At 74.7% G+C, this 12795-nt stretch carries 1 protein-coding gene; it reads right to left on the bottom strand.

The features are described from left to right. Nucleotide 1 precedes the first annotated feature (1 nt). The gene (locus AB2U05_RS28985; RefSeq protein WP_369184663.1) at nucleotides 2–12784 is read right to left on the bottom strand and encodes an amino acid adenylation domain-containing protein; all 12783 of its coding nucleotides are present in this window, start codon (nucleotides 12782–12784) and stop codon (nucleotides 2–4) included. Nucleotides 12785–12795 lie beyond the last annotated feature (11 nt).

Genomic DNA, 12795 nt, shown 5'->3' with positions numbered 1-12795 from the left:
TTCAGAGCCTCCAGTCAGCTTCGAGCAGGTCGATCTCGGCCTGGGACAAGGACACGAGAGAGAGGTCAGAGGGGGTGTGGCCGCCGCTGCCGGCGGTGCGCGCGTGCTCGGCCGTCACACGCAGGGCGCGGAACCACAGGTCGGCCAGTTCGGCCACGGTCGCCTCGGGGACGGCCAGGCCCGCCCAGGACCAGGTGGCCACCAGCCGGGGGCCGGTGGGGTGGTCCTCGGTCAGGACCTCCAGCTCCACCAGGTGGGTCATCGGCATCGCCGGGTCGGTCCCGCCGCCGAGCGCCTCGGCCTCGGCGGCGGTCGACCACGGCTCGCCGCCGGCGGCCGGGAAGCGGCCCAGGTAGTTGAAGCCGAACTGCGGCTCGCCGAAGGCCTCCAGCTGCGGCCCGGTGTCCGGGTTGAGGTGGCGCAGCAGGCCGTAGCCGAGGCCGCGGTCGGGCAGGGCGCGCAGCTGCTCCTTGACCAGCTTGAGCGCCTGGCCGACCGGTGCGCCGCCGGCCCAGAGGCCGGCCCAGTCGCGGACGGCCGGGGCGAGCCGGACGGGGTGCACGCTGGTGAACCAGCCGACCGTGCGGGAGACGTCGGCGCCGCCGACGACGTCCTCGCGGCCGTGGCCCTCCAGGTCGACCAGGACGGAGCCGTCGCCGGCCCGGTCGTGCCGGCGGCGGTGATCCGCCACGGCCAGCGCGAAGGCGGTGAGCAGCACGTCGTTGACGCCCGCGTGGTACGCGGCCGGGACGCTGGTCAGCAGTTCCGCGGTGAGGTCGCTCGGCAGGGTGCGGACCAGGGTCCGCGCGGTGCCCGTCAGGTCCTCGGCGGGGTCGAACGGGCGGTCCCCGACCGGCGGGTCGATGACGTCCAACTGACGTTCCCACAGTGACAGTTCGCCGCGACGGGCAGGGGCCTCGGCGGCCTCGGCCAGGCCCCGGGACCAGCTCCGGAAAGAGGTGGCCACCGGGTCGAGGACGGGCTCCCGGCCGGCCGCGACCGCCTCCCAGGCGGCGGCCAGGTCGGGGACCAGGATGCGCCAGGAGACGCCGTCGACCGCCAGGTGCTGGACGACCAGCAGCAGCCGGCCCGGTGCGTCCGGCCCGGCGTCGAACCAGACCGCCTGGACCATGACGCCGCGCTCCGGGTCCAGCCGGCCGGCCGCGGCCTCGCCCTCGCGCGCCACCAGCTCGCGCAGGCCGAGGGCGCCGGCGGCGGTCAGGTCGATCCGGCTGACCAGCTCGGCGGCCCGGACGCTGCCGGGCGGCGGGACGTCCAGTTCCGGTCCGTCCGCGGCGCCCGGCGCCCCCGCCGCCTCCTGCGCCCCCGCCGGGACGAGCCGGGCGCGCAGGACGTCGTGGTGGTCGAGGACGGCCTGGAGGGCGGCGGCCAGGTGCTCCTCGGTCAGGGCCGCGGGGGCGTTGAGCAGCATCGACTGGTTGAACCGGCCGAGCGGGCCGCCGCGCCCGAACAGCCAGCGCATCACCGGCGTGGCCGGGATGCGGCCGAGGCCGCTGTCCGCGACCGCGGCGGCCGCGCCGGACGCCAGGTCCTCGGCGACGGCGGCGAGGGCGGCGACGGTCTTGTGCTCGAAGACCTGGCGCGGGGTGATCACCAGACCGGCCTTGCGGGCGCGGCTGACCAGCTGGATGGAGACGATGCTGTCGCCGCCGAGGTCGAAGAAGCTGTCGTGGACGCCGACCGCCGCCAGGCCGAGGAGCTCGGCGAACAGGCCGCAGAGCACCTCCTCGCGCCCGTCGCGGGCGGCCGTCCCGGTGGTCCCCGCGGACAGGTCCGGGGCGGGCAGGGCCTTGCGGTCCAGCTTGCCGTTCGGCGTCACCGGGAACGCGTCGAGGACCACGACGGCGACCGGGACCATGTAGTCGGGCAGCGCCTCGCCGACGCCGGCGCGCAGTCCGGCCGGGTCGAGCCCGGCGCCGTCCGCGGCCACCGCGTAGCCGACGAGCTGCCGGACGCCGGGCTGGTCCTCCCGGATCAGGACGGCGGCCTGCCCGACGCCGGGCTGCCCGGCGAGGGCCGCCTCGACCTCGCCCAGCTCGATCCGGAAGCCGCGCAGCTGGACCTGGTGGTCGGCGCGGCCGGCGTACCGGAGCTGGCCGTCCGCGCCCCAGCGGGCCAGGTCACCGGTGCGGTACATCCGCGAGCCGGCCGGGCCGTGCGGGTCGGCGACGAAGCGCTCACCGGTCAGGTCGGGGCGGCCCAGGTAGCCCCGGGCCAGCGCGGGCCCGGCGATGTACAGCTCGCCGACCACGCCCGGCGCCACCGGCTGGAGCCCGGAATCCAGCACGTACAGCCGGGCGTTCGCCAGCGGCGTGCCGATCGGCGGGGTCGCGGTGCCGCTGAGCGCCGCGCTGAGCGTGACGGCGACGGTCGCCTCGGTCGGGCCGTACGCGTTGACCAGGTGGCGGCCCGTCGCCCAGCGGCCGGCGGCCTCGCCCGACAGCGCCTCGCCGCCGGAGACCAGCCAGCCGCCCGGCAGCAGGTCCTCGGCCGGCTCCATCGCCGCCAGGACCACCGGCGGCAGCAGCACGTGGGTCACCCCGAATCCGGTCAGCGCCTGTGCCAGCTCCTCGCCCGGGAGCAGCTTGTCGGCGGGCGCCACGACCAGGGCCGCGCCGGAGAACAGGCCCAGGCTCAGCTCCCAGAAGGCGGCGTCGAAGCTCGGCGAGGCGAACTGCAGGACCCGCTTGCCGGGGCCCGCCTCCAGCCGGTCCACCTGGCCGGCGAGCATGCTCGCCACCCCGGTGTGCGAGACCACGACACCCTTGGGGCGGCCGGTCGAACCGGAGGTGTAGATCAGGTACGCCGGGTTCGACAACCGCGCCGGACTGACGAGTTCGGCCGCGGACTGCGCCTCCACGGCCGCGATCACGGCCGGGTCGTCCAGGACCACGACCGGGCGGCCGGCCGGCACCCGGTCGGCCACGTCCGAGCGGGTCAGGACGAGCCGCGGCCGGGCGTCCTCCAGCATGTAGGAGATCCGCTCGGCCGGGTACGCCGGGTCGACGGGCAGGTAGGCGCCGCCCGCCTTCCACACGGCGAGGACGGCGACGACCACGTCCACCGAGCGCGGCAGGGCCAGCGCCACGAAGGTCTCCGGGCCGACGCCCAGGTCGACCAGGCGCCGGGCCAACTTCGTCGCCCGCACGTCGAGTTCGGCCGCCGACAGCTCACCGCCCTCGAACAGCACGGCCGGCGCGTCCGGCGCCGCCGCCACCCGGGCCGCGAACAGCTCCGCCGCGGTCAGCTCCTCGACGGCGCGCGGCGCGCTGCTCCACTCCTCCAGCACCCGCCGGCGCTCGGCCGCGCCCAGCACATCGATCCGCCCGATCCGCTGGTCCGGTTCGGCGGCCACGGCGGCCAGCACCCGCACGAAGCGCTCGCAGATCCGCTCGGCCGTCTCCGGGTCGAAGAGGTCGCTGGAGTACTCCAGCAGGCCCGCCAGACCGCCCTCCGCCTGCTCGGTCAGCTCGAAGGAGAGGTCGAACTTGGCCACGCCCGCGTCCACCCAGCGCCAGTCGGCGCTCAGGTCCGCGAAGGCGAACCGGGCCTGCTCGGTGTTCTGCAGGACGAGCATCACCTGGAAGAGCGGGTGCCGCGCCAGCGAGCGGTTCGCGCCGACCGCGTCGACCAGCCGCTCGAAGGGCACGTCCTGGTGTGCGAACGCCGCGAGGTCCGACTCCCGCACCCGGCCCAGCAGTTCGCGGAAGGTCGGGTCACCGGAGGTGTCGGTGCGCAGCACCACGGTGTTGATGAAGAAGCCGACCAGCTCGTCCAGTGCCTCGTCGGTGCGGCAGGCGACGACGCCGCCGATCGGCAGGTCCTCCCCCGCGCCAAGCCGGGTCAGCAGCGCGGCCAGGCCGGCCTGGGCCACCATGTACAGGGTGGAGCGGGACTCGTGGGCGAGCGCGAGCAGGCCGGAGTGCACCTCGGGCGGGACGGTGAAGGTGAGACTCGCGCCCCGGTAGCTCGACGCCGCCGGCCGCTGCCGGTCGGTCGGAATGTTCAACTCTTCCGGGGCGTCCGCGAGTTCGGCCTTCCAGAACGCGAGCTGGCGGGAGATGACGCTGTCCGGGTCGTCCTCATCGCCGAGCAGTCCCTGCTGCCACAGCGTGTAGTCGGCGTACTGCACGGGCAGCGGCTTCCACTGCGGTGCCTCGCCGCGCACCCGCGCCGCGTAGGCCGTCGCCAGGTCCTCACTCAGCGGCGCCAACGACCAGCCGTCACCGGCAATGTGGTGGATCGTCAGCAGCAGGGCGTGGTCGTCCTCGCCCAGCACGAACAGCTCGGCCCGCAGCGGGATCTCGGACTCCAGCGCGAAACCCACCGCCGCGGCCGCCGACAGCGCGCCCTCCACCTCGCCCGCCGTCACCTCGCGCACGGCCAGCTCCGGCGCCACACCTTCGAGCACCCGCTGGTACGGCACCCCCTCGTCCTCGGGGAACACCGTGCGCAGGCTCTCGTGCCGCCCGACCACGTCGGCCAGCGCGGCCGCCAGCGCCTCCCGGTCCAGCGCGCCGGAAAGCCGCAGCGCCATCGGGATGTTGTAGGTGCCGCTCGGTCCCTCCAGGCGGTGCAGGAACCACAGCCGCCGCTGTGCGAACGACAGCGGCACCCGCTCGGGTCGCACCGCCGGCAGCAGCGCCGGACGGGCCTGCCCGGTCTCCTGGGCGAGCCGGGCGGCGAGGCCGGCGACCGTGGGGGCCTCGAACACGGCGCGCACGGCCAGTTCGACGCCGAGCGCCGACCGGATCCGGCCGACCAGCCGGGTGGCCAACAGCGAGTGCCCACCGAGGTGGAAGAAGTCGTCGTCGATGCCGACGTCCGGCACCCCCAGCAGCTCCGCGAACACCGCGCAGAGCAGCTCCTCCTGCGCCGTCCGGGGCCTGCGGCCGCTGCGCGCCGCACTGAAGTCCGGAGCGGGCAGGGCCTTGCGGTCCAGCTTCCCGTTCGGCGTCACCGGGAACGCATCCAGCGCGACGAACGCGGCCGGGACCATGTAGTCCGGCAGCGTCCCGCCGACGTACGCGCGCAGCTCGGCCGTGTCCGGCAGTTCGCCGCCCGGCGCGGCGACCAGGTACGCGACCACCTGCCGGCCGCCCTGCTGGTCCTCGCGCGCCAGCACCGCGACCTGCCCCACCGCCGGGTGAGCGGCGAGCACGGACTCGATCTCGCCCAGCTCGATCCGGAAACCGCGGATCTTCACCTGGTGGTCGACCCGGCCGAGGTAGTCGAGCTCACCACCGGCCGACTGCCGCACCAGGTCACCCGTGCGGTACATCCGCGAGCCGACCGGGCCGTACGCGTCGGCGACGAACCGCTCGGCCGTCATCCCGGGGCGCTTGAGGTAGCCGCGCGCCAGACCGTCGCCGGCGATGTACAGCTCGCCGACCACACCCGGCACCACCGGCCGCAGACCCGGATCCAGCACGTACAGCCGAGTGCCGAGCACCGCCCGGCCGAGCGACGGCGTCGCCGAACCGCTCAGCCCGCTGCCACTGACCGTGGCGGCGACCGTCGACTCCGTCGGGCCGTACACGTTCAGCAGGGTGCGCCCCGGCGACCAGCGCCCGACGACCTCGCCCGGCAGCGCCTCACCGGCCGCCATCAGGAACCCGTCCGACAGCAGCTCGTCGCTCGGCTCCATCGCCGCCAGGACCACCGGCGGCAGCAGCACGTGGGTCACCCCGAACTCGACGAGGGTCCGCCGCAGCTCCTCCCCCGCCTGCAGCCGCTCGGCCGGAGCCACCACCAGGGTGCCGACCGAGAACAGGCCCATGGCGAGATCCCAGAAGGCGACGTCGAAGCTCGGCGAGGCGAACTGCAGGACGCGCGAGTCGGCGTCCACCGGCGCCCGCTCGACCTGGGTGGCGAGCATGCCCGCCACACCCGCGTGCGAGACCACGACACCCTTGGGGCGGCCGGTCGAACCGGAGGTGTAGATCAGGTACGCCGGGTTCGACAACCGCGCCGGACTGACGAGTTCCGCCGCGGACTGCGCCTCCACGGCCGCGATCACGGCCGGGTCGTCCAACACCACGACCGGGCGCCCCGCCGGGACGCGGTCCGCGACGTCGGAACGGGTGAGCACCAGCGGCGGCTCGGCGTCCTCCAGCATGTACGAGATCCGGTCCGCCGGGTACGCCGGGTCGACGGGCAGGTACGCCCCGCCCGCCTTCCACACCGCGAGCACGGCGACGACCAGCTCCACCGAGCGGGGCAGGGCGAGCGCGACGAAGGTCTCCGGGCCGACGCCGAGTTCGACCAGGTGGCGGGCCAACTTGGTGACACGGGCGTCCAGTTCGGCCGCCGAGTAGGATCCGCCCTCGAACAGCAGGGCCGGCGCGTCCGGCGCCGCCGCCACCCGGGCCGCGAACAGCTCCGCCGCGGTCAACGCCTCGACGGCGCAGGGAGCGCTGCTCCAGCCCTCCAGCACCCGCCGGCGCTCATCGGCGTCCAGCACCTCGATCCGCCCGATCCGCAGGTCAGGCTCCGCGGCGGCCGCCGTCAGCACCCGGACGAAGCGCTCGCAGATCCGCTCGGCCGTCTCCGGGTCGAAGAGGTCGCAGGAGTACTCCAGCAGGCCCGCCAGACCGCCCTCCGCCTGCTCGATCAGCTCGAAGGCGAGGTCGAACTTGGCCACGCCCGGGTCGACCCGCAGTTCACGGCCGGTGAGGCCGGGCAGGCCGAGCTCGGCGGTCGCGTTGTTCTGCAGGACGAGCATCACCTGGAACAGCGGGTGCCGGGCCAGGGAGCGGTTCGAGCTGACGGCGTCGACCAGGCGCTCGAACGGCACGTCCTGGTGCGCGAACGCCGCGAGGTCCGACTCCCGGACGCGGCCGAGCAGTTCGCGGAAGGTCGGGTCACCGGAGGTGTCGGTGCGCAGCACCACCGTGTTGACGAAGAAGCCGACCAGCTCGTCCAGCGCCTCGTCGGTGCGGCCGGCCACGACACCGCCGATCGGCACGTCCTCCCCCGCGCCGAGCCGGGTCAGCAGCGCGGCCAGGCCGGCCTGGGCCACCATGTACAGGGTCGCCCTGGACTCCCGGGCGAGCGCGAGCAGGCCGGCGTGCACCTCCGGCGGGACGGTGAACCGGAGGCTCGCGCCCCGGTAGCTCGCGGCCGCCGGTCGCTGCCGGTCGGTCGGAATGTTCAACTCTTCCGGGGCGTCCGCGAGTTCGGACTTCCAGAACGCGAGCTGCCGGGAGATGACGCTGTCCGGGTCGCCCTCCTCGCCGAGCAGCCCCTGCTGCCACAGCGCGTAGTCGGCATACTGCACCGCCAGCGGCTTCCAGGCCGGCGCCTCGCCACGCACCCGCGCCGCGTAGGCCGTCGCCAGGTCGGCGCCGAGCGGAGCCATCGACCAGCCGTCACCGGCGATGTGGTGAAGCGTCAGCAGCAGGGCGTGGTCCTCCTCGCCCAGCACGAACAGCTCGGCCCGCAGCGGGAGTTCGCGCTCCAGCTCGAAGCCGGTCGCGGCGGCGGCCACCAGCGCGTCCGCCAGGGCGGATTCGGTCGTCCGCCGGACCAGCAGCTCGGGCACCGCGTCCGCCAGCACCTCCTGGTACGGCACGCCGTCGTCCTCGGGGAAGACCGTGCGCAGGCTCTCGTGCCGCCCGACCACGTCGGCCAGCGCGGCCGCCAGCGCTTCCCGGTCCAGCGCGCCGGAAAGCCGCAGCGCCATCGGAAGGTTGTAGGTCGCGCTCGGGCCCTCCAGGCGGTGCAGGAACCACAGCCGCCGCTGCGCGAAGGACAACGGCACCCTGTCCGGGCGCACCGCCGGCAGCAGCGCCGGACGGGCCTGCCCGGCGTCCGCCAACTGGGCGGCCAGCGCCGCGACGGTCGGCGCCTCGAACACGGCGCGCACGGCCAGTTCGACGCCGAGCGCCGAACGGATCCGGCCGACCAGCCGGGTGGCCAACAGCGAGTGCCCACCGAGGTGGAAGAAGTCGTCGTCGATGCCGACGTCCGGCACCCCCAGCAGCTCCGCGAACACCGCGCAGAGCAGCTCCTCCTGCGCCGTCCGGGGCCTGCGGCCGCTGCGCGCCGCACTGAAGTCCGGAGCGGGCAGGGCCTTGCGGTCCAGCTTCCCGTTCGGCGTCACCGGGAACGCGTCCAGCACCACGAACGCGGCCGGGACCATGTAGTCCGGCAGCATCCCACCCACGTACGCGCGCAGCTCGGCCGTGTCCGGCAGCTCGGCACCCGGCGCGGCGACCAGGTACGCGACCACCTGCCGGCCGCCCTGCTGGTCCTCGCGCGCCAGCACCGCGACCTGCCCCACCGCCGGATGAGCGGCGAGCACGGACTCGATCTCGCCCAGCTCGATCCGGAAACCACGGATCTTCACCTGGTGGTCGACCCGGCCGAGGTAGTCGAGCTCACCACCGGCCGACTGCCGCACCAGGTCACCGGAGCGGTACATCCGCGAACCCGCCGGGCCGAACGGGTCCGCGGTGAACCGCTCACCGGTCAGGTCGGAGCGGCCCAGGTAACCACGGGCCAGACCGTCGCCGGCGATGTACAGCTCGCCGACCACACCCGGCACCACCGGCCGCAGGCCGGAGTCCAGCACGTACAGCCGGGAACCCACCACGGCCTTGCCGAGCGACGGCGTCGCCGAACCGCTCAGCCCGCTGCCACTCACCGTCGCGGCGACCGTCGACTCCGTCGGGCCGTACACGTTCAGCAGGGTGCGCCCCGGCGACCACCGGCCGACGACCTCACCCGGCAGCGCCTCACCGGCCGCCATCAGGAAGCCGCCCGGCAGCAGCTCGTCACTCGGCTCCATCGCCGCCAGGACGACCGGCGGCAGCAGCGCATGGGTCACCCCGAATCCGGTCAGCACCTGCGCCAGCCCCTCGCCCGGGACCAGCTTCTCGGCGGGCGCCACCACCAGGGCCGCGCCGGTGAACAGTCCCATGGCGAGATCCCAGAAGGCGACGTCGAAGCTCGGCGAGGCGAACTGCAGCACCCGCGAACCGGGGCCCACCGGCGCCCGCTCGACCTGGGTGGCCAGCATGCCCGCCACACCCGCGTGCGAGACCACGACGCCCTTGGGGCGGCCGGTCGAACCGGAGGTGTAGATCACGTAGGCCGGGTTCGACAACCGCGCCGGACTGACGAGTTCCGCCGCGGACTGCGCCTCCACGGCCGCGATCACGGCCGGGTCGTCCAGGACCGTCGCCGGACGGCCGTCCGGCACCCGGTCGGCCACGTCCGAGCGGGTCAGCACGAGCTGCGGCCGGGCGTCATCGAGCATGTACGAGATCCGCTCGGCCGGGTAGGCCGGGTCGACCGGAAGGTACGCGCCGCCCGCCTTCCACACCGCGAGCACGGCGACCACGAGCTCCACCGAGCGCGGCAGGGCCAGCGCCACGAACGACTCCGGCCCGACGCCCCTCCCGACCAGGTAGCGGGCCAACTTCGTGACCCGCGCGTCGAGTTCGGCCGCCGACAGCTCACCGCCCTCGAACAGCAGCGCCGGCGCGTCCGGCGCCGCCGCCACCCGGGCCGCGAACAGCTCCGCCGCGGTCAACGCCTCGACGGCGCAGGGAGCGCTGCTCCACTCCTCCAGCACCCGCCGGCGCTCATCGGCGTCCAGCACCTCGATCCGCCCGATCCGCTCGTCCGGCTCCGCGGCGGCCGCCGTCAGCACCCGGACGAAACGCTCGCAGATCCGCTCGGCCGTCTCCGGGTCGAAGAGGTCGCAGGAGTACTCCAGCAGACCCGCCAGACCGCCCTCCGCCTGCTCGATCAGCTCGAAGAAGAGGTCGAACTTGGCCACGCCCGCGTCCACCCGGTGCAGGTCGGCGTTCAGGTCAGCGAACGTGAACCGGGCCCGCTCGTTGTTCTGCAGGACGAGCATCACCTGGAACAGCGGGTGCCGCGCCAGCGAACGGTTCACGCCGACCGCGTCCACCAGCCGCTCGAACGGCACGTCCTGGTGCGCGAACGCCGCCAGATCCGACTCCCGCACCCGGCCCAGCAGTTCGCGGAACGTCGGATCGCCCGAGGTGTCGCTGCGCAGCACCACCGTGTTGACGAAGAAGCCGACCAGCTCGTCCAGCGCCTCGTCCGTACGCCCGGCCACGACACCGCCGATCGGGACGTCCTCCCCCGCACCCAGCCGGGTCAGCAGAGCCGCCATCGCGGCCTGGGCCACCATGTACAGCGTCGCCCCGGACTCCCGGGCGAGCGCGAGCAGGCCGGAGTGCACCTCCGGCGGGACGGTGAAGGTGAGACTCGCGCCCCGGTGACTCGCCGCCGCCGGCCGCCGCCGGTCGGTCGGAATGTTCAACTCTTCCGGAACACCGGCGAGTTCGGCCTTCCAGAAGTCCAACTGCCGGGAGATGACGCTCTCCGGGTCGCCCTCCTCACCGAGCAGCCCCTGCTGCCACAGCGCGAAGTCGGCGTACTGCACCGCCAGCGGCTTCCACTGCGGCGCCTCGCCGCGCACCCGCGCCGCGTAGGCCGTCGCCAGGTCCGTACTCAACGGCACCAAGGACCAGCCGTCACCGGCGATGTGATGCAGCGTCAACAACAACACGCACTCGTCGGCGCCGAGGACGAACAGCTCGGCCCGCAGCGGGATCTCGGACTCCAGCGCGAAACCCACCGCCGCGGCCGCCGACAGCGCGCCTTCCACCTCGCCCGCCGTCACCTCGCGCACGGCCAGCTCCGGCGCCACACCTTCGAGCACCCGCTGGTACGGCACCCCCTCATCCTCGGGGAACACCGTGCGCAGGCTCTCGTGCCGGCCCACCACATCCGCCAGCGCCTCCGCCAGCGCCTCCCGGTCCAGCGCACCCGAAAGCCGCAGCGCCATCGGAAGGTTGTAGGTCGCGCTCGGCCCCTCCAACCGGTGCAGGAACCACAGCCGCCGCTGCGCGAACGACAGCGGCACCCGCTCGGGTCGCACCGCCGGCAGCAGCGCCGGACGGGCCTGCCCGGCGTCCGCCAGCCGGGCGGCCAGCGCCGCGACGGTCGGCGCCTCGAACACGGCGCGCACGGCCAGTTCGACACCGAGCGCCGACCGGATCCGGCCGACCAGCCGGGTGGCCAGCAGCGAGTGCCCCCCGAGGTGGAAGAAGTCGTCGTCGATGCCGACGTCCGGCACCCCCAGCAGCTCCGCGAACACCGCGCAGAGCAGCTCCTCCTGCGCCGTCCGAGGCCGCCGGCCACCACCCAGGGCGCTGAAGTCCGGGGCGGGCAACGCCTTGCGGTCCAGCTTCCCGTTCGGCGTCACCGGGAACGCGTCCAGCACCACGAACGCGGCCGGGACCATGTGGTCCGGCAGCGACTCGCCGACGCCGGCGCGCAGCGCGGCCGGGTCGAGCTGGGCACCGTCCCGGGGGACGACGTAGCCGACGAGCTGCCGGGCACCGGGCTGGTCCTCGCGGGCCAGCACGGCGGCCTGGCCGACGCCGGGCTGCCCGGCCAGCGTCGCTTCGACCTCGCCCAGCTCGATCCGGAAACCACGGATCTTCACCTGGTCGTCGACCCGGCCGTGGTAGTCGAGCTCACCACCGGCCGTCTGCCGCACCAGGTCACCGGTGCGGTACATCCGCGAGCCCGCCGGGCCGTACGGGTCGGCGAGGAACCGCTCGGCCGTCATCCCGGGACGCTTGAGGTAGCCGCGCGCCAGGCCGGGCCCGGCGACGTACAGCTCGCCGACCACGCCCGGCGCCACCGGCCGCAGGTCCGGATCCAGCACGTACAGCCGGGCGTTGAGCACCGGGAAGCCGATCGGCGGGGTCGCGGTGCCGCTGAGCGCCCCGCTGAGCGTGACGGCGACGGTCGCCTCGGTCGGGCCGTACGCGTTCACCAGGTGGCGGCCCGTCGACCACCGGCCGGCGACCTCGCCCGACAGCGCCTCGCCGCCCGAAACCAGCCAGCCGCCCGGCAGCAGGTCCTCGCCCGGCTCCATCGCCGCCAGCACCACCGGCGGCAGCAGCACGTGGGTCACCCCGAAGCCGGTCAGCACCTGCGCCAGTCCCTCGCCCGGGAGCAGCTTCTCGGCGGGCGCCACGACCAGCGCCGCGCCGGAGAACAGGCCCAGGCACAGTTCCCAGAAGGCCGCGTCGAAGCTCGGCGAGGCGAACTGCAGGACCCGCTTGCCGGGGCCCGCCTCCAGCCGGTCCCGCTGGGTGGCCAGCAGGCCCGCCACACCGGCGTGCGAGACCACGACGCCCTTGGGACGGCCGGTCGAGCCGGAGGTGTAGATCAGGTACGCCGGGTTCGACGGGCGCACGGTGACCGGGCGCCCGGCCGGGGACTGCGCCTCGACGGCCGCGAGCACGGCCGGGTCGTCCAACACCACGACCGGGCGCCCCGCCGGGACGCGGTCCGCGACGTCGGAGCGGGTGAGCACCAGCGGCGGCTCGGCGTCCTCCAGCATGTACGAGATCCGGTCCGCCGGGTACACCGGGTCGACCGGAAGGTACGCCCCGCCCGCCTTCCACACCGCGAGCACGGCGACCACGAGCTCCACCGAGCGCGGCAGGGCGAGCGCCACGAACGACTCCGGCCCGACCCCCATCCCGACCAGGTGGCGGGCCAACTTGCCTGCCCGCGCGTCGAGTTCGGCCGCCGACAGCTCGCCGCCCTCGAACACCAGGGCCGGCGCGTCCGGCGCCGCCGCCACCCGGGCCGCGAACAGCTCCGCCGCGGTCAGCTCCTCGACGGCCGACGCAGCCGGTTCGGTGCCGGCTGCGGCGCCGGCGGCCGCCACGGGCAGACCGGTGTTTCCGGTTTCGGACATGGTTGATCCAC

Source organism: Streptomyces sp. Y1, from assembly GCF_041053115.1.
Lineage (GTDB): Bacteria > Actinomycetota > Actinomycetes > Streptomycetales > Streptomycetaceae > Kitasatospora > Kitasatospora rubellomurina.
This window is presented reverse-complemented; position numbering and strand designations above follow the sequence as displayed.

What these genes read in the sequence shown, in the direction of transcription:
- AB2U05_RS28985 (WP_369184663.1), bottom strand. Translation starts at nt 12,784, where the DNA reads ATGTCCGAAACCGGAAACACCGGTCTGCCCGTGGCGGCCGCCGGCGCC.